Here is a 15,901-nt window from a genome sequence, read left to right on the forward strand (position 1 = left end):
CCCGGCCGTCGCTGTAGGAGGTGAGCGGTCGGGCCTGCGGATGAGCATGAAGTGCGGCAAGCAATTTGGAACGGGTCCGGCTGTCCGCAGTTGTCCGCAACTCAGCGGACAAACTGCGGACAGCCGTCAGGCGGCGCGCTGTTCTTCGAGGGCGATGCACAGGCCACAGATGCCGTACGAGGTGGGGATGCAGTAGCCGACATCGATCCGGCAGCGGGGGCAGGTGCGGCGGGCGAGCATCGCCAGCGCGAGCGCACCCCACTTGCGAGAGGTCATCGGGCGGACCGGCTTGGCCAGGTCTTCGCGGTACAGGTACGCGACGCGTACGCCACCGGCGCGCCGGTTGACCCGCATCACCTGTGCCGCGATCGGCTGCCCGCCCGGCCGCAGCCCCTTCACGCGGAGCTGACGGCGCGTCGCGTAGCCGTCCGGGGCGAGGCGCCACGGGTAGGTGGGCACGCCGTAGCGGGCGCCGGTCGGGTCGAAGCACTTGCCGTAGACGGCGGACATCAGGCCGCCACCTCGACGACCGGCGCCGCGGTGCGGGCGCCGGTGCGGCCGGACCGGCGGCCGGTGACCGTGGCGAACAGCCGGCCCAGTCCCGCGCGGCGCAGTCCTGCGCGGCCCTGCTTGGCCGCGTACATCGCCTCATCCGCCCGCCGCAACAGCCCCGACAGGTCATCGGCGGGGAAGTCGACGGCACGGACCCAACCCAGCGAGACCGTGGTGTGCACCGCAGCGTTCTGACCCTCGACCGGGCGAGCGAGCACACCGTGCAGGACGGCGAGCAGATCACCCGCGGTCCCGTGGTCGTCGATCAGCACGGCGGCGAACTCATCGCCCCCGAGCCGTCCCACAACCCCAGACGGGCCGACGTGATGAGCGAGGCGGCCCGCGGTCGCCTTCAACAGGGCATCGCCGGCGGCGTGGCCGTGGGTGTCGTTGATCTGCTTGAACTTGTCGACGTCGGCCAGCACCACCACCGCACGTGGGTCTTTGAGCAGGGCTGTGGCGCGGCGGGTGAATCCGTCGCGGGTGCGTAAGCCGGTGAGGGGGTCACGGCGGGCCGTGTGCAGGCGGGCGCGCAGCCACCAGACGTGGACTGCCCAACTCGCCGTGAGGGGCAGCGTGGACAGCAGGACCGTGGTCAGGGTGCTCATGCCGCTGCCCCCTCGCCGCTGTCGTCGGTCGCCTCGGGTGCGGCCTCTACGGCGTGCAGCGGGCGGCCGTTGGCACGTTCGGCTTTGAGTGCGTCGCGGAGCTTGCGGGCGTTGGCGGCCGAGCAGTGCACCGCGGTACGGACGGCTTCGGCGTTCAGCTCCGCATCCGTCCACGTCGTGGTGAGCGTGCGCGCCTCGCTCAGCAGCTCCTCAAAGGAGCGCTGCGGAGTGCCCTTGCCCTTCTGCTTGGGCTGACGGCGCGGGCGCGGGCGCGGCGTGGCCGCGGGCGGCTGTGCCGGCCGACTCTCCACCGGCGCCGGTACGGCAGTGTCCTGCTCGGTGGCGGGGGTCAGTTCACCCATGCGCAGCATCACGCGCTCGCGCCGCGGGGTCTTCGTGCGCCACTTGCGGCCGTAGCGCTCGCGCAGGTCCGCGCGGGCCAACTGCCGCTCCTTCTCCCGCGCCAGCGCCTCCGTGTAGGAGGTGACCTCCCACAGCGTCATCCGGCGCCACAGCGCGAACGTGGAGGGGAAGGCCAGCAGCCAGCGGGAGAACCTGATCTTTTCCATGCGGCGGCCGGTGGCCGCGCCGATGCGCACGGCGTAGATGTGCGCGCCGATCTCGGAGAACACGACCCACAGCAGCGGCATGGTGCCGTGGGCGACCTTGGCCCACACGTCGTGTCCGGCGGCGACGTTGAGCCCGCAGGTGATCAAGGTCAGGATCCAGGGCACGAACCGCACCCACGTGAGCGCCATGTCCATCCGGATCAACAGCAGGTTGGCCACGGTGAACACCGGGATAGCCACGTCGATACCGACCGGCAGCATCCACGCCTCGCTGAACCCCCAACGGGTCGCGGCCTCGGACACGGCGTCGAAGGAGGAGATCAGACCGAGCGCACCGACTCCGGCCGCGGCGAGCGCGCCGATACCGGCGAGCCCCATCTCAGGGCGGGTCAGCGGCGGCACCCCGGCCGCGGTCGCCTCGGGGGCGAGGGGCGTGGCGCTCATGCCGCACCTCCCGCCGTGATCAGGGCCGCGATGATGAGCAGCGCGCCGCCCGCACAGGTCAGGTCGACCGCGCGCTTCAGACCGGTGAACTTCGCGACCGCGATGCGGGACAGGCCCGCAATGTCCGCGGCCCGGTCGGTGGCCAGGGCGGCGGTGATCTGTTCGGCGGTGAGCGTGGCCCACAGCGGGAAGCCGTGCCGGCCGCGCAGGTTGGGGCGCACCGACCGCAGCAGCAGACCGGCCGCCGCAACCAGCAGGCCCATGCCGAGACCGCCCGCGATGCAGGCGGGCAGGGGCAGCGGCATGTCCTTGGCGACCGTCCACGATCCGGCGAGGACCGCGCCGACGAACGCGAGCAGGAGGCCGGTCTTGGTGTCGGTCCGCGTGATCTCCGCTTTCACCTCCGCGTGAGCGGCGGCGAGCAGGGTGTCGGGGGTGCTCATGCCGCTACCCCCTTGCGTGCCGCACGGTGGCGCCGGGTGGGGCGGGTCAGCGGGATGACGTCGAAGAGGTCGGGGTTGACCTCGATGATCTGCGCGGCCATGCGGATCAGGTCGTCGGTAAGGTCGGGGTCGTCGGCGAGGATGTCGCGTGCCGCGTCCTCGCGGGCCGCGCGCTCTTCGTCGCTCTCGCCCTCGACCCCGAGCCACAGCTCAACCGGGGTACCGAGCGCCAGTTCCGCGAAGTCCTCAGTGGAAATGGCCTGTTGGCGGCCGATGTACGTACGCATGAAAGATCTCCGGAGGGTGGAGGGACAGGGAAGGCCGGGCCGGTCGCGGTGGTTGGTGAGAGGCGACCGGTCCGGGGAGATGAGCGGCCCCGTGCGGGGCGGGTGGTACGGGTCAGCGGTTGCGGACGCGCCCGGAGACGCTGTTCGCGGACACGCTCAGGTGGCAGGCGCCGGAGATCCGGACGTCACCGGAGACGGAGCGGGCGCTCAGGGTGCCGGAAGCTGTGCTGGTGGCTGTCACGGCGATGTCGCCGGAGGTGGTGTTCAGGTTCGCGGCGCGGCCGTTGTGGAGGTGGACGTCGATGTCGCCGGAGACGGACTGGGCGGCGACCTGCTCGCTCACGCGGCCGACGCTGATGTCTCCGGAGGTGGTGTTCGCGGTGAGCTGCCGGACGCCCCCGGCGTCCAGGTCGCCGGAGACGGAGCGGAACTCCATCCGGTCGACGTCGCCGGACACGAACGTGTCCGCGGAGGTGGAGACCACCGCGAGGGAAGACCCGACGGGCAGCATGACCGTGGCTGTGATGGGGCTGACGGTCTGCATGTTGCTGCCGCCGCCGGAGACGACGCGGCCGTTGACGATGGTCACGCCGGTCACCGATCCGTAGACCGTGCCGACGCTCTGCGTGACGCGGTTGCCGCGGGTGCTCTGCACCACCACGTTGCCCGGCATCTCCGGCACCTCGATGGCGAGCGCCTGCCCGTCCTGGCGGGTGCGGGCCCGGTTGACCGCGTCGGCCGCGGGCCCCGTGCTGTCGTCGGTGTGCAGCGTGATGCGGGCGGTCGTGACGCTGCTGAGCACCTGCACACGGACGTCGCCGACCGGCAGCGACAAGCCCAGCACGATCGGGCCGGAGGTCTGCGAGGCAAAGGTGCGCTCGGTCATGGTCAAGCTCCTCAAAGGGGCGTTGGAGTGGGACACGGAACGTGCGAACGGGACGGCCGCGGTCGTGAAGTGGTGAGAGACGGCCGCCCCTCGATGTGGTCGTGCCTTGCGAGCCAACGGAGCGCGGCTCCCCCTCACCGCACCTGTGAGAGATGCGGATCAGGCAACCGGCCGGCGCACCAAGGTGCGGCGGAAGTTGAGGTGGTGCGTGTCTCCTTCATCGCGACCGCGCTCCCGTGTCAGGTAGAGCTGTCCGGCCTCGAAGTAGGCGTATGGAGACGTGACCTTTCGGTCTGAGCCCTCCGGTGAATGCCAAGGCGCCGGGTCGCCTCCCCCCGTCCAACGCGGGGCTCCTGGTCGTGCGCTCGTTCGGTTCGCTGACGCGACCCGAACAAGAGGAACATGTATTACGTGTTCCTCATCTTGCAGAGAGAGGTTCGCTCCGTCAAGCCCTTCGGCTGTTTGAGGTCTGCGGGCCCCTCGTGCTCGATGTACCTACAGACTGGCGTCGGCAGCGGCGACGATCGACTTCGCGGTTGTACGGCTCAGGTCGTTCCTAGCTACCGTGAAGTCGAACCAAGTCGTCCCAGGAAGTCGGAGGTTGGCCGTGGCGAACGAGCGACTGCGCGGCGCGATAGTGGACTTGGGCCTCACGCTCGATGAGGTCGCCGAACGACTCGGGGTCGCGGCCAAGACGGTCGAGCGATGGATCAACGAACCAGAGCGCAAGCCATACCGCCGCTTCCAGTTCGCAACAGCATCGCTGTTGAGGTGCGAGGTCTCGTACCTGTGGCCGGACGAGCGCACGTCAGCCGAGGTTGCGGCCGCCGGCAACGCGGAGTTGGTCAGGCTCTATCCGCACCGCTCCGTCGTGATGCAAACGCTCTGGACGAACCTCTACTCCAAGGCGACCCGTCAGTTCGACCTGTTGGTGTACTCCGGGTTCTGGCTCACGGAAGACGCATCGTTCCACCGCATCGTGAAAGAGAAGTCAGCCGACGGAGTGCCCATCCGCTTCCTCCTGGGGGAGCCCACGTCGCCGGCCGTGGCGGTGCGCGGCGAGGACGAAGGGATCGGCGCGGCGATGGCTGGCAAGATCCGAAACGCCCTCATCAACTACGGCCCGCTCTTCAGCCTCCCCGGAGTGGAGTTCCGGCTGCACGGTACGACCCTCTACAACTCCATCTACCGGGCCGACGACGAGATGCTGGCGAACGGGCACCTCTACGGCGTCGGCGCCTACATGGCACCCGTGCTGCACCTGCAACGCGTGCCCGGCGGTGAACTCTTCGACGCCTACGCTGAGAGCGTTGAGAAGGTCTGGGAATCGGCCCGCCCGATCTCTTCACCTGCCGATTGGGAAGGCACTGCCTGATGAGCCGCATCGACTACTTCCGCGACCCGAACGCCCCTCAGGCCAACTCGGTGGTGCCCTCGGTCACCGCGATCGTGCGAGACGACGCGGGACGGTTGCTGCTCATCCACAAGACGGACAACGATCTATGGGCACTGCCCGGCGGCGGCCACGACATCGGCGAGCGCATCGGTGACACCGCCGTCCGTGAGGTCGCGGAAGAGACCGGCATCGACGTTGAAGTAGACAGCATCGTGGGGCTCTACACCGACCCTGAACACGTGCTTGCGTACGACGACGGAGAGGTCCGGCAACAGTTCTCCATCTGCTTCCGAGCCCGCCCCGTCGGCGGTTCCCTGCGTACGAGCAGCGAGTCAAAAGAGGTCCGCTGGGTCGACCCAACGGACCTTGACGGGCTGGACATTCACCCATCGATGATGCTGCGCATCCGCCACGGCCTCGACGACTCGCGGCGAGAGCCCTACATCGGCTGACTGTCGGCAGAAGCCTGCGCCAACCGGCCGTCAACACGCTTCGCCGCCGCGTAGATCTCGGGCGCCGCGCGCTGGATGAACCGCCCGACGATCGTGTCCGGGCCGTAACGCTGCACGATCTCGTCCAGCCGCTCGGCCGGTGTGGTCTGCGTTCCGTCGGGCGTCGTCGTCATGTCGCAGAAGAGCAGGGCGTCGACCAGGTCCGGACGCTCTAGCTCGAACTCCCCCTCTAGCTCCTGCCTCAGCCCGCGTTCCTCGGCTTCGAGCAGGGCGCAGGAGTGGTGAGCAACAAGACGGATGACCCGCTCGTCGGCCCGCTCCTGGTCCCGGAGGAACCGCGCACCGTCCAAGGGGTGAAAGCCGGTCGAAGCGATGGCCGGCGAGTACCCGATGTCATGCAGCACCGCGGCAGCTTCCAGCAACTCGGCATCGTCCCCCATGATCGGGCCCAAGGAGCGAGCGCGCTTGGCGACCCCCAGCGAATGCGCCCACCGGCGCGGGAGCGGATCGGACAGCAGCGATTCGGAGAGCGAGTACGCCCACTCAATCAGTCCCATGGCGGCCAAGACTACGGCCGAACGGTGGGCGTCGGGAGAGCGCGCACGGTTCGCCCCTTGCCATGAACCGTGGCAAGCAGGCCGCTTCCCTCCATCTGGGCAAGGACACGACGCACAGCAGTGCGGGAGGCTTCGAAGCGCGCACACAGCTTCGCCTCGGACGGATACGTTTCACCCACTGAGAGCGACTCCTCTGCAATCAGGTCGGTCATACGCTCTACGAGAGAGCGTCGATCGCCGCCCTGAACAACGCGCCACCCAACACCAGGAACCGGCTCGACAACACCGTCAGTCTCCAGGACCTTAAGCGCGCGACGGATTGTGTTGCGGGAGACGCTATGAGAGCGCATAAGGGCAGCTTCCGACGGCAGGCTGTCGCCAACGTCACCCGATTCGATCTGCTGGCGCAGCGACTCAGAGACCTGCAAGTACGTACCCCGCGGGCTCGCCTGCGGCACGTGCCTTCCTTCCTTCGATGACTAAGACTCAAATTTAATTCGGCACGGAAATGCACTCATATCCATTACATCTAGGAAAGATCCCTCATCTCGTCGTGGTGCTCATCCCACCTGCATTGATCACATACTCCTTCACCGTGATCGGGCTCAAATAGACGAGCACACCGACCACACTCCTTGAGGTCGCGAAAAGCTCTAGCGCAGCTAAAGCAGAAGTCGACCAAGACCCGCAAGTCCGCCGCGATCGCAACATTTAGCGCAATTGCCTGATCGTTACACTCCGGGCAGGCAGGAACTGCCGAATAAGCATCACCCGCCGGGTGCCCAACTACCTCTACCGTGTACGCAACAGCCGCTTGATACGGCGTGTAACCTGCGCTGCAGAAATAGCACGCGGCATCCCGACTGTCATCCTCGTTAACAACCAGAGTCACCTGAAGGCAGTTAGGACACGTGACGGTGTAATTTTCCACGGTCTCCAAATGCCGACGCAGTCTTTGCATTCTCTTCTTAACGAAGATTTCAATATCAGTGAGCCCACCTCTGATGCGGTCCATATCCCCGGCGATCTTAGATCGATCTTCCGAGGGAAGTTTCCAAAGTAACTCTTCATCAAGGAAGCGGATCAGAAAATCTAGAACAGTAACGGCACGGGCTTCAATAGCTGGCGCCGAAGCCTTGAGCCCATAATGCTGGAGGGCGTTTCTAGTTCTTGCCAGATCATCGAGAGATTTGGCATCCTTGTCAGCAATTGAAATACCCACAATATCGCGCAGCCGACGCACAGTCTCGACTGTTGCAGCACTCTCGAAGTCAGCGTCTTGATATTGCCGCTTTTTCGCCTTACCTACATCCTTGAAAACCAAGCTCCAGTGCTCGATTTGAAGGCGCGCCTTAAGTAGAACTTCAGCGGCCGCTTGAAGGTGAAGTACGGCGTATTTCAGGTCCCTCGGTGTAGGCTTATATTTGAGGAGGTCGACAACACTAACTAGGTAGTCCACGCCGTTCAGGATGGGTGGGAAGTGAATGTCTTTGACTTCTGCGGTCATGCTGACGTGCGGGACCGACAGTTCACCACCCCTTCCCATTTCAGAATTGCCTGACTGTGAAGCGTCATCTTGAGACACTCAGATTCACCGCCTCTCGCTCCATCTTGCTTCAATCCCGATAAAGCCTATCGAGGCAGAGCATCGATTATTGTCTGCGACATAGAGTGCTGCCTGAGATAGGACGTCATAAACCGTGCTCTCTCCGGGCTACCCTCCTACTGGTCCAGGCTTGGCAAAGGACGCTTCAGGACCACGATGGCCGACGTGTATTCCTCGCGGACAAGCATCACTTCCCCTTGTCCGCCCGCACCCAACTTGCGGATCATGTGGAACCTCTCGTTCGCCATGTCGCGTCTCCTCGTCCACGGAAGGCCCTGTGGCCAGCACCCGCAGCTGCACAGGCAATGCTATCGAGCAAGCAGCGCGCCCCCGGCATGTCGGATCCACACCTCTCCACCACAGTGCACCCCTACGATCCGGTGGTGGACCACGCCTACGCGATAGAGAAGCTCAGCAAGTTCCTCGGCGGTGTCAACCAGCATCTGTCCGACCTGGACAGCGCGAACATGATGGAGGGGGTAGTACTACCTGATCCACCCCAGGAGTTGGAGCTTGAGGAAGTGCGGGCAAGGCTGATCGAGAGTGCCTATGTGCCCAATCTCGGAGGCTACGTCGCTGACGAGTACGGGCAGCGTCAGCGCTGGTGGATAGCCCGGGAGGCCGCCATCCAAGCCCTCGGCCGGGCTCAGTCGGCTGAAGAGATAGCGGCCTTTCTGCGGCCTGCCTCGCCCTCGATCGCTGCTGACGCCCTACACCCCTGGGTCTGGGAGCCGGCCGCGCAGCTTTGGGCAGCTGGAGCCCGTCAGGACGCCGTCCTGACGGCAGCCCGCACGGTCAATCGCCGCCTCCAGCAGAAGCTGAACCGCCATGACATCGGCGAGACGGATCTCTGCATGCAGAGCTTCGACATGAAAGCACCGGCCGAAGGCAAGCCCCGCTTGCGCTTCGCCGGGGACCGCAGCACCCCAACCTGGAAGGCTCGGCAAGACGGCGCCAAATACACGGCTGCCGGGGCCTTCCTGGCCATCCGGAACCTCGCTGCGCATGAGGACGAAGTAAGTTGGACCGAGCAGGAAGCATTGGAGTACCTGGCGACCTTCTCGGTCATCGCACGGTGGATCGAGGAGTGCATGGTCGAGGCGGCGCCATGACATCTCGTGCCGCGCGCGGTATGCGATAGAGCCTTGTCACGACGAAGATCTCATTCCGCGTATGCACAGGTCAGCGGCACTGTGCGAACTCATCTTGGCATGCCCTCCGGAGCCGTGTGCGCAGGTTCGAATCCTGCCGGGGGCACCCTGCATGAGGTGCCCGAAGACCCCGCCATCAGCGCTTCAGCTGAGGACGGGGTCTTGGCGTTTGTGCAGGCGGATGGCGCCGGAAGCAGCCCCATGACAGTGATCGCGTAATGATCTTGACGGTTCTTCCGCAGGTCAGCTTCCGCGTCCTCGCGTATTGATGTCCTGTCCCAGCGGACCCGGCCGAGCAGAGGGTCGTGCAGTGGCTCACCACCGCTAACGACTCTGCCGGATCAGGCATGCCGGCTGCGTCGGTATCGTCCAGCCATGGAAATAGGCGACGTGCCCGGTTGGGCAGCGCTCGTGGTGTCGATCGTTTCGGTGGCCATCAGCTACCGGCTCGGCGTACGTTCCGCTCACGCCTCCGAGAAGTCAGCTGACGCATCGCGGGTGTCCGCGCGGGAGGCTCGACGTTCGTCGGATGCGGCAGAGCGTTCGGCGAGCGCGGCGGAAGGCTCACTCGTCCTTCAGCGTCAGGAAGCCGAGGAGCGACAACGAGCGGCAGAGCCGCGGGTGGAGCTGCGAGTTGAGCATGCTGGGGGTACCAGTCGCTTGCGCCTCCGCAACGTCGGTGGAGCCGTGGCAAGGGGCGTGAAGATTCACGACACTCCGGGCGTGAGCACTCAGGATCGAGAATTCAACTTCCGGACTGGGGTCAGCAACGTGGAACTCGTGCCTGGAGCGGCACGTGTTTTCCTGATCTACCGGATCGGAGCGACGCGCATGCCGACACACCTCTGGGTCACATGGGAAGGGCAGGAAGAGCGGATCGCAATTGCGGTCCCGGCCCGATGACGTTCAGCGACGGCTTGAACCGCCGTGCCGGGGCGTGCCATGCGTATGCCAGATCGTGCGGGGAACCGCGGGACCACAGGGAAACACAGGGGAACACCGGGGAGTCAGCCGACCATCCGCAGAGCCCCGGATTGGCTCCCTCGCAGGTCAGGTGAGGAGTCGTACTCCGATGCCCTGGCTCCCCACGCCGAGGGCGCGAGTTCAGTTCTTGTCACCTGTCCAAAAGAAAACCCCAACCGGGGGGCTGAGGGGGGTTCTCTTTGCCCTGACCAGTGCCCCATCGGCGCCGCAAAGGCGAAGAGCTCCCCGGCTGGAGGCAGGAACACAGCAGGTTGCGCAGTTGCACGAAGTGCTCAGTCAGGGTGACCTCGTCGCGGAGAGTTGCTTCCGCCTCAGGCACCGTGTGCCCCCTGCCGCCCGCCTCAATGGCGATCAGAGGCTGGGAAAGCCGGCCGGGGCTGTGCCTTAGCGGTTGAATGCCGCTGTGGAGAACGCCTGGACACCGGCCCATCGAGCGGTGGAGGACGAGGACGCTGAGACCCTGGCTCAGTTGCTTGCCAAGGGAGTCGACCCCGATGAGGTGTGCGACAACCTGACGCTCCTGACGCACGCCATTGACTCGGAAGGCGACGGCGCCTTGCAGAGCGGCGGTCCCCTGACGGTGCACACCACAGCTGTGCTCCTGGCCTTCGGTGCTGACCCGCAGCTCCCTGGCCCTGACGGGCAAACGCCCATGGACGTGGCCCTTCACTACGACCATGACCTGGCAGTCAGGCTGTTGCAGAGGCACATCAGCGGACGGGGTGGCTCAGGGAGATGAGAGTGCGGGCGATGTTCGTGATGGCGAGGAAGTGTTGGGCTTCGGGGGTCTTGCGTTCGTGGCGGCTATGAAAGTGACGGTAGTCGGCCAGTCGGGCCACGGTCCGTTCAACGGCCCTACGGTGGTGGTCCAGCCGCTGGGAACTGCCGAATCCCCTTGCGGGCGATCCGGTGCCGGATGCCTCGTGCCGATGGACGTCGCCGCAGCTGGGCGCAGTCGTAGCGCTCGTCGTCGAACGCCACTTCCACTGTTCTCCGCGGACTCCTCGGGCCCCGGTCCAGGACGGTGCCGTCGGCGTCGCGGTTGGTGTCACTCGGCGTCCGTCGCGAAGCGGTCGGTGCCCAGCACCGTGAGCAACGTGAGTTTCTCGTGGCTTTCCGTGCCCGGGGTGGCCGTGAAGATGAGGAGGGACTGGCCCTCGTCCGGGTCCAGGAGGAGTTGGCAGTAGAGGTCCAGTCGGCCGACCTGGGGGTGGATGAATCTTTTGGTTTCGCTCCAGCGCAGGCCCACCTCGTGGCGCTCCCACAGGCGGGCGAACTCGTCGCTGGTGCGCAGCAGGATGTCCGCCAGGTCGGCCGAGGGGGAGCCGGGCCCGTCGCGGGTGACCGCCGCGCGGAGCAGGGCGACGTTGGTGCGGCTGTTGTTGTCGTGCTCCTCGGGGGCATAGCGCTCACGGGCCGCCGGATCGGTGAACCAGCGGTACGTCGCGCTGCGGGCGTTGCCCGTGTACTGGGTCTGCTCGCCGAGCAGTGCCACGGCTGACGGCGTCTGCAGCAGCGTCTCGCCCAGCGGGCCCATGACCTGCGCGGTGGTGTCGGACAGGCCGTCCATGACCCGCATCAGACCTGGGCTCACATGCTGAAGGCGCAAGTCACGGCGGGCCGTTCGGTAGCCAGCGAGCAGGAACAAGTGGTCGCGTTCATCGGGGGTGAGCCTCAGGCCGCGGGCGATGGCCGCCGCCATCTGTTCCGACGGCTGCGGGCCGTCGCCTCGTTCCAGCCTGGCGAAGTAGTCGGCGGACATCGTGCACAGCTCCGCCACCTCCTCGCGGCGCAGGCCCGGAGCGCGTCGGCGTTGTCCGCGGCGCAGGCCGACGTCCTCCGGTTGGAGCGCCGTACGACGGGTGCGCAGGAAGGCGCCGAGGGACGAGCGGTCGAACGTATGGTCCATGGTTCCCATCGTTGGCCATCCGGCGCGGCTGTGCCACGACCTCCCATTCAGTGGTTGAGCAGGTCCTTCCAGCGCCCGTGGTGAGGGGAGTTCACTGGCGATGCGATCACCGGACGCCGTGAATCCGTAACCGCCGGACGCTGTGAATCCGTAACCCCGGTCGCCGTGAACCCGTGGCCACACCTCACGAACCCTGGAGCCAAGTCCCATGAGCAGCAACGCCAGTTGGACCGCCAACGACCTCCCCGACCTCAGCGGCCGTACGGTCGTGATCACCGGTGCCGGCCGCGGCCTCGGGCTGATCACCGCAGGTGAACTCGCCCGTGCCGGTGCCCGCGTCGTGCTGGGGGTACGCGACCCCGGCAAGGCCCGCCGAGCCGTTGACGGCCTGCCCGGCGTCTTCGACGTCCGGCCGCTCGACGTGTCGGATCTGACCTCGGTGCGGGCCTTCGCCGACGCCTGGTCCGGCGACCTCGACATCCTGATCAACAACGCCGGTGTGATGGACATCCCCGCCGCGCGTACCGCCGACGGCCTCGATCTGCAGACCACCACCAACTACACCGGTCCCTACCTGCTGACCAACCTGCTGCTGGGGCACGTCACCGACCGCGTCGTGCACGTCACCAGTGAGCTGCACAAGCAGGGCAGGATCGACCTGGGCGACCTCGACTGGCGGACGCGCAAGCACAACGGGATGCAGGCCTACCAGGCGTCGAAGCTCGCTGTCGTCCTGTTCTCGCTGGAGCTGCAGCGCCGGTTGACCACCGCAGGCAGCCCCGTTCGCTCGGTGCTTGCCAGCCCCGGTATCGCCCGCACCTCGCTGGCGGCCCGGTCCCGATCGAACGTCATCAACCGGTTCACGTTCCTCACCAATGCCCCGGAGCGTGGCGCGCTGTCGCTGCTGTACGCCGCCATCGAAGACGTCCCCGGCAACTCCTATGTCGGGCCCGACGGCTTGGGCGGCTTCCGGGGCTCCCCTTCCTTTCGTCGGCAGGGCAAGGCCGGTCTCGACCCGGTCATGGCCGGCCGGCTGTGGGACGTGACCGCCGAGCTCGTCGGAGCGGCGGTCACGCGATGAGGCCTACGTCCGCACGGCTATCCGGAACAGACCGTCGGTCTCGGCGGGATCCGGATGAACCACGCCGTGGCCGGTGTTCCCGAACTCCCGGCCATGCTGCTCATCGCGGCGCAGACCGAGTCCCAGTGGGGCTACGAGGACGCACCCGCCCGAGCGACCGCACCCGACGAGGCCGACCAAAGCCCGGATCAGGTCTGCTGGTCGTACTGGAGGTCGGCATACCGTCGCGCGGCGATGACCTCCCGTGTGCCCACGATCAGGTTCATGGTGCATACGTCGTAGTCGATCGCCTGCCCGGCCGGCTGCGCGAAGAGTACGAGATCGCCCTCGTCCGGTGCCATGTCCCACGGGTCGGAGAACCCGCCCATCTGCACGCGGACGCCGGGGCGAGGTCCGCCGTAGGCCAGGTCGAGGACGGCTTCCCCGAACCTCTCCAACGCGTCCTCGGCTCCGTCGCCGTCCAGGAACGCACTGGTCTGCGGGCCCCCTTCCCACTCGCTGTCGAGGGTCAGTCCGGGCACGGGATACAGGGTGCGTGGTTCGTGGACCGTGACCTCCATGGCCTCACCCACGAATGCGTACGTCGCGGCGCGCTCCGTGGTGGGTGCTCCGGCAGTGCGGGGAGCCCGCCCGTTCGTGCGGCGGGTAGGGCGTTTTCCCGCCGGGACTCGGGCAGTTCCCTGTCCGGCACCAGATAGAGGCATGGCCGGGTCCGGGCCATCAACTCCTGTGCGACGGGGCCCGGAACGCCGTACTTGGCGGCTGTCTCCAGCACGAGGTTCGTCGGTCGATGTCATGCTCGCGATCGTGCCATGGGCCACTGACAGGTTGCGGATCGCGCGATACGACGGACTCGGCGGCGGTCCTCAGTGGTGGTTCTCGCGGACCACGTCGATGACGGGGGCCCATACATGCGGCTCGATTCCGTCGACGAGGGTCGCTTCCGAGCGGAGGACATGTCGGCCCGGTGCGAGGTCCGTCAGCCATGCCACCCACCCGCAGGCGGTGAAGGTCGCGGGCTGGGCGGGTACGTCCAGGAGATTGTCCGGCCGCAGCTGAACCGCCTGCTGCGGTGCGCATATGGCGAAGCGTCGCTTCTGGAGATCGACGGCCTTGCCGCCATCGACGGTGAGCCGTACCGACTCGGTGGTGGCACGGAGGTCGGCCCAGGCGCACCTGCGTTGGGCGGCTGGGCCGACCGCGTAGTACGGGGGCTCCTCGACGTCGTCGCAGACAGTCATGGTTCCGAGGACCAACACCGCTGTTCCTTCTTTCACGGTGCAGTTCTGCGGGGGGGCCGTTTCCGATGGCCAGGAGAACCTTTCCGGTGCGTTCGAGCTTCACGCACCGCTCTCCCTTCCCGAACCGGAAATCGACCACCTGGCATGGCGCAGACACGGCATGGCGCCCTTCCCCGAGCGGAGTTGGTGTGGGCCGTTCCCATGCCCGACCACCCTAGGGGCGGACTGGAGGGTACGCCCCGTCGGCGGGAGGACGGGACGAGTCGAGAGAGCTGAGGGAGCCACCGAAGCGAGAGAGTGCAAAATTTACCCTGCGCAATGATTGCATTGTGCTTCTCATCCGTACCTCCTGGGGACCAGGCCGTTCACCCAGGAGGAACCATGCGTGTAACGCAACGCACGGCAGGAACCGTATTCGTGATCGGTGGGCTGGCCGTGACGCTCACCGCGCTGGCCTACCCCGCCCTCGTCGGGATCGAGAAGACGGCGACCAACCAGGAACGGATCATCGCGAACACCCGGTACGGGCCGTTGACGGAGGCCGACCGGGACTTCGTCATCAAGGTTCGGGCGGCGGGGTTGTGGGAGCACCCGCTGGGGCTGATGGCCATGGAGCGGGGGACGACCCCGGAGATGAAGGAGGCCGGGAAGCATCTGGTCGCGGGGCACTCCGGGCTCGACGAGATGTGCCGGAACATCGCTCCCGAGCTGGGCATCACCCTGCCCAACCAGGCCAGCCCGCAACAGCAGCAGTTCGTGGCGACCGTGGACGGAAGCACCGGCAAGCAGTTCGACACGACCGCGGTGAACATCATGCGGGTGACGCACGGGCAGATCTTCCCGACCATCGCCAAGATCCGGGCCAGTACCAAGAACACCATGATCCGGCAGCTGGCCGACCTGGCCAACGACACCGTCCTCGACCACATCACCGTGCTGGAGAAGACCGACCTCGTCAACTACGACCAGGTCAACTTCCAGCAGACCACCCCGCCGAAGCTCCCCAAGGACGATACGACGCCGCCGGCACCGCAGCCGGGCTCGCCCGTCCTCGTACTCAACGAGCCTCCGGGGCTGGATGTGAACACGAGTTCCCCGACGCCGGCTCCCAGCCCGAGCGCCGGGTGATTCCGAGAGCGCCTCAGGAGAAAGGGCTCAGGCGTCGTGCGTCGCCGGCACGTCCACCCAGCCCAAGGGGTACGGCTCCGCGTCGTCCAGCGCCGGGGCCAGGGGTTCGCCGCCCGCCTCGTTGAATGCCGTCAGCGCGTCGACCAGCGCCTCACGCTGTTTCGGGGTGAGCCGTTCGACGATCGCGGAGATCTCGGCGCGCCTGCGGGCGGTCACGTTCGCGACCGTGTTCCGCCCCTCCTCCGTGAGCTGCAGCAGGGTCTCGCGGCGGTTGGTGGGGTTGGTCCGGCGGTCGGCCAGCCCGGCGGCGATGAGCCGGTCGATCATGCGCATGGCGGTGGACGGCGCGACCTGGAGCAGATCGGCGAGCGTGACCAGTTTGGTGGCGCCACGCGTGGCGAGCACCACCAGCATCCGCACCTGCGGCAGCGTCACGCGCTCCTCGACCTCGGCGAGCGAGCGCGCCGAGACCGCGACGAGAAGGCGGGAGGCGGTCATCACCGCATGGGTCACCGCGTCGACATCGTCCATGGCCCCGGCGGGGGTCTCGTGCTCCGGCATGTGTCCTTTCTATCCCGCCGAGGTGCCCGGCCACTCACCTGGTCCG

At 66.8% G+C, this 15,901-nt stretch carries 21 protein-coding genes; 7 read left to right on the plus strand and 14 right to left on the minus strand.

Annotation, left to right across the window (positions count from 1 at the left end; all coding sequences use genetic code 11):
• Positions 1 to 126: 126 nt before the first annotated feature.
• The 6 genes from ACIBEI_RS35935 to ACIBEI_RS35960 all read right to left on the minus strand — a co-directional run bounded on the left by ACIBEI_RS35935 (position 127) and on the right by ACIBEI_RS35960 (position 3,789).
• Positions 127 to 510, minus strand: a complete 384-nt coding sequence (locus tag ACIBEI_RS35935; RefSeq protein ID WP_398894615.1) for an RRQRL motif-containing zinc-binding protein — start codon at positions 508 to 510, stop codon at positions 127 to 129.
• On the minus strand, positions 510 to 1,160 hold the full coding sequence (locus ACIBEI_RS35940) for a GGDEF domain-containing protein (protein WP_398894616.1): 651 nt from the start codon (positions 1,158 to 1,160) through the stop codon (positions 510 to 512). Before ACIBEI_RS35940 ends, ACIBEI_RS35935 begins: the two co-directional genes overlap by 1 nt.
• Positions 1,157 to 2,173 carry a DUF2637 domain-containing protein gene (locus ACIBEI_RS35945; RefSeq protein WP_398894617.1) on the minus strand — a complete coding sequence of 339 codons (1,017 nt, stop codon included), beginning with the start codon at positions 2,171 to 2,173 and terminating at the stop codon, positions 1,157 to 1,159. The genes ACIBEI_RS35940 and ACIBEI_RS35945 overlap by 4 nt, the downstream gene beginning before the upstream one ends.
• Complete coding sequence (locus ACIBEI_RS35950; protein ID WP_398894619.1) at positions 2,170 to 2,616, minus strand: Pycsar system effector family protein; 447 nt, start codon at positions 2,614 to 2,616, stop codon at positions 2,170 to 2,172. Before ACIBEI_RS35950 ends, ACIBEI_RS35945 begins: the two co-directional genes overlap by 4 nt.
• The gene (locus ACIBEI_RS35955; protein WP_398894620.1) at positions 2,613 to 2,903 is read right to left on the minus strand and encodes a hypothetical protein; all 291 of its coding nucleotides are present in this window, start codon (positions 2,901 to 2,903) and stop codon (positions 2,613 to 2,615) included. Before ACIBEI_RS35955 ends, ACIBEI_RS35950 begins: the two co-directional genes overlap by 4 nt.
• A gap of 112 nt (positions 2,904 to 3,015) precedes the next feature.
• Positions 3,016 to 3,789 (minus strand): DUF4097 family beta strand repeat-containing protein, encoded by a 774-nt coding sequence (locus ACIBEI_RS35960; RefSeq protein ID WP_398894621.1) that lies wholly within the window; start codon positions 3,787 to 3,789, stop codon positions 3,016 to 3,018.
• A 607-nt stretch (positions 3,790 to 4,396) separates the two neighbouring features.
• On the opposite strand from ACIBEI_RS35960, the gene ACIBEI_RS35965 reads away from it, so the two are divergent.
• Positions 4,397 to 5,164, plus strand: a complete 768-nt coding sequence (locus ACIBEI_RS35965; RefSeq protein ID WP_398894622.1) for a helix-turn-helix domain-containing protein — start codon at positions 4,397 to 4,399, stop codon at positions 5,162 to 5,164.
• A complete protein-coding gene (locus tag ACIBEI_RS35970) occupies positions 5,164 to 5,637 on the plus strand; it encodes an NUDIX domain-containing protein (RefSeq protein ID WP_398894623.1) in 474 nt (157 codons plus the stop codon). The genes ACIBEI_RS35965 and ACIBEI_RS35970 overlap by 1 nt, the downstream gene beginning before the upstream one ends.
• On the opposite strand, the gene ACIBEI_RS35975 is transcribed toward ACIBEI_RS35970, so the two are convergent.
• The 4 genes from ACIBEI_RS35975 to ACIBEI_RS35990 form a co-directional block, all read right to left on the minus strand.
• Entirely contained in the window at positions 5,625 to 6,194 is a 570-nt protein-coding gene (locus tag ACIBEI_RS35975; protein WP_398894624.1) for an HD domain-containing protein, read from the minus strand. The genes ACIBEI_RS35970 and ACIBEI_RS35975 overlap by 13 nt on opposite strands.
• An 11-nt stretch (positions 6,195 to 6,205) precedes the next feature.
• A complete protein-coding gene (locus ACIBEI_RS35980; RefSeq protein ID WP_398894625.1) occupies positions 6,206 to 6,652 on the minus strand; it encodes a GntR family transcriptional regulator in 447 nt (148 codons plus the stop codon).
• A 71-nt stretch (positions 6,653 to 6,723) separates the two neighbouring features.
• Positions 6,724 to 7,701 carry a hypothetical protein gene (locus tag ACIBEI_RS35985; protein ID WP_398894626.1) on the minus strand — a complete coding sequence of 326 codons (978 nt, stop codon included), beginning with the start codon at positions 7,699 to 7,701 and terminating at the stop codon, positions 6,724 to 6,726.
• Positions 7,702 to 7,916: 215 nt separating this feature from the next.
• Positions 7,917 to 8,048 (minus strand): hypothetical protein, encoded by a 132-nt coding sequence (locus ACIBEI_RS35990; RefSeq protein ID WP_398894627.1) that lies wholly within the window; start codon positions 8,046 to 8,048, stop codon positions 7,917 to 7,919.
• Between the two features lie 135 nt (positions 8,049 to 8,183).
• Between ACIBEI_RS35990 and ACIBEI_RS35995 the strand changes: the two genes are divergently transcribed.
• The 3 genes from ACIBEI_RS35995 to ACIBEI_RS36005 all read left to right on the plus strand — a co-directional run bounded on the left by ACIBEI_RS35995 (position 8,184) and on the right by ACIBEI_RS36005 (position 10,674).
• Positions 8,184 to 8,912 carry a TIGR02391 family protein gene (locus tag ACIBEI_RS35995; RefSeq protein WP_398894628.1) on the plus strand — a complete coding sequence of 243 codons (729 nt, stop codon included), beginning with the start codon at positions 8,184 to 8,186 and terminating at the stop codon, positions 8,910 to 8,912.
• A gap of 414 nt (positions 8,913 to 9,326) precedes the next feature.
• The gene (locus ACIBEI_RS36000; RefSeq protein WP_398894630.1) at positions 9,327 to 9,854 is read left to right on the plus strand and encodes a hypothetical protein; all 528 of its coding nucleotides are present in this window, start codon (positions 9,327 to 9,329) and stop codon (positions 9,852 to 9,854) included.
• Between the two features lie 484 nt (positions 9,855 to 10,338).
• Positions 10,339 to 10,674 carry an ankyrin repeat domain-containing protein gene (locus ACIBEI_RS36005; RefSeq protein WP_398894631.1) on the plus strand — a complete coding sequence of 112 codons (336 nt, stop codon included), beginning with the start codon at positions 10,339 to 10,341 and terminating at the stop codon, positions 10,672 to 10,674.
• Positions 10,675 to 10,983: 309 nt separating this feature from the next.
• Here the strand turns inward: ACIBEI_RS36005 and ACIBEI_RS36010 are convergent, their stop codons facing one another.
• Positions 10,984 to 11,853 (minus strand): helix-turn-helix transcriptional regulator, encoded by an 870-nt coding sequence (locus ACIBEI_RS36010; protein ID WP_398894632.1) that lies wholly within the window; start codon positions 11,851 to 11,853, stop codon positions 10,984 to 10,986.
• Between the two features lie 199 nt (positions 11,854 to 12,052).
• Here ACIBEI_RS36010 and ACIBEI_RS36015 point away from each other — a divergent pair, with 199 nt between their 5' ends.
• The gene (locus ACIBEI_RS36015; protein WP_398894633.1) at positions 12,053 to 12,925 is read left to right on the plus strand and encodes an SDR family NAD(P)-dependent oxidoreductase; all 873 of its coding nucleotides are present in this window, start codon (positions 12,053 to 12,055) and stop codon (positions 12,923 to 12,925) included.
• Between the two features lie 188 nt (positions 12,926 to 13,113).
• Here the strand turns inward: ACIBEI_RS36015 and ACIBEI_RS36020 are convergent, their stop codons facing one another.
• Positions 13,114 to 13,446, minus strand: a complete 333-nt coding sequence (locus ACIBEI_RS36020; protein ID WP_398894635.1) for a hypothetical protein — start codon at positions 13,444 to 13,446, stop codon at positions 13,114 to 13,116.
• A gap of 345 nt (positions 13,447 to 13,791) precedes the next feature.
• Entirely contained in the window at positions 13,792 to 14,166 is a 375-nt protein-coding gene (locus ACIBEI_RS36025; protein WP_398894636.1) for a hypothetical protein, read from the minus strand.
• A gap of 381 nt (positions 14,167 to 14,547) precedes the next feature.
• Here ACIBEI_RS36025 and ACIBEI_RS36030 point away from each other — a divergent pair, with 381 nt between their 5' ends.
• The gene (locus ACIBEI_RS36030; protein ID WP_398894637.1) at positions 14,548 to 15,294 is read left to right on the plus strand and encodes a DUF4142 domain-containing protein; all 747 of its coding nucleotides are present in this window, start codon (positions 14,548 to 14,550) and stop codon (positions 15,292 to 15,294) included.
• Positions 15,295 to 15,321: 27 nt separating this feature from the next.
• Here the strand turns inward: ACIBEI_RS36030 and ACIBEI_RS36035 are convergent, their stop codons facing one another.
• Entirely contained in the window at positions 15,322 to 15,855 is a 534-nt protein-coding gene (locus ACIBEI_RS36035) for a MarR family winged helix-turn-helix transcriptional regulator (protein ID WP_398894639.1), read from the minus strand.
• Positions 15,856 to 15,901: the final 46 nt, after the last annotated feature.

The sequence above is a fragment of the Streptomyces sp. NPDC050988 genome (assembly GCF_044456225.1).
Lineage (GTDB): Bacteria > Actinomycetota > Actinomycetes > Streptomycetales > Streptomycetaceae > Streptomyces.

What these genes read in the sequence shown, in the direction of transcription:
- ACIBEI_RS35935 (WP_398894615.1), bottom strand. Translation starts at nt 510, where the DNA reads ATGTCCGCCGTCTACGGCAAGTGCTTCGACCCGACCGGCGCCCGCTAC.
- ACIBEI_RS35940 (WP_398894616.1), bottom strand. Translation starts at nt 1,160, where the DNA reads ATGAGCACCCTGACCACGGTCCTGCTGTCCACGCTGCCCCTCACGGCG.
- ACIBEI_RS35945 (WP_398894617.1), bottom strand. Translation starts at nt 2,173, where the DNA reads ATGAGCGCCACGCCCCTCGCCCCCGAGGCGACCGCGGCCGGGGTGCCG.
- ACIBEI_RS35950 (WP_398894619.1), bottom strand. Translation starts at nt 2,616, where the DNA reads ATGAGCACCCCCGACACCCTGCTCGCCGCCGCTCACGCGGAGGTGAAA.
- ACIBEI_RS35955 (WP_398894620.1), bottom strand. Translation starts at nt 2,903, where the DNA reads ATGCGTACGTACATCGGCCGCCAACAGGCCATTTCCACTGAGGACTTC.
- ACIBEI_RS35960 (WP_398894621.1), bottom strand. Translation starts at nt 3,789, where the DNA reads ATGACCGAGCGCACCTTTGCCTCGCAGACCTCCGGCCCGATCGTGCTG.
- ACIBEI_RS35970 (WP_398894623.1), top strand. Translation starts at nt 5,164, where the DNA reads ATGAGCCGCATCGACTACTTCCGCGACCCGAACGCCCCTCAGGCCAAC.
- ACIBEI_RS35975 (WP_398894624.1), bottom strand. Translation starts at nt 6,194, where the DNA reads ATGGGACTGATTGAGTGGGCGTACTCGCTCTCCGAATCGCTGCTGTCC.
- ACIBEI_RS35985 (WP_398894626.1), bottom strand. Translation starts at nt 7,701, where the DNA reads ATGACCGCAGAAGTCAAAGACATTCACTTCCCACCCATCCTGAACGGC.
- ACIBEI_RS35990 (WP_398894627.1), bottom strand. Translation starts at nt 8,048, where the DNA reads ATGGCGAACGAGAGGTTCCACATGATCCGCAAGTTGGGTGCGGGCGGA.
- ACIBEI_RS36000 (WP_398894630.1), top strand. Translation starts at nt 9,327, where the DNA reads ATGGAAATAGGCGACGTGCCCGGTTGGGCAGCGCTCGTGGTGTCGATC.
- ACIBEI_RS36010 (WP_398894632.1), bottom strand. Translation starts at nt 11,853, where the DNA reads ATGGGAACCATGGACCATACGTTCGACCGCTCGTCCCTCGGCGCCTTC.
- ACIBEI_RS36015 (WP_398894633.1), top strand. Translation starts at nt 12,053, where the DNA reads ATGAGCAGCAACGCCAGTTGGACCGCCAACGACCTCCCCGACCTCAGC.
- ACIBEI_RS36025 (WP_398894636.1), bottom strand. Translation starts at nt 14,166, where the DNA reads ATGACTGTCTGCGACGACGTCGAGGAGCCCCCGTACTACGCGGTCGGC.
- ACIBEI_RS36030 (WP_398894637.1), top strand. Translation starts at nt 14,548, where the DNA reads ATGCGTGTAACGCAACGCACGGCAGGAACCGTATTCGTGATCGGTGGG.
- ACIBEI_RS36035 (WP_398894639.1), bottom strand. Translation starts at nt 15,855, where the DNA reads ATGCCGGAGCACGAGACCCCCGCCGGGGCCATGGACGATGTCGACGCG.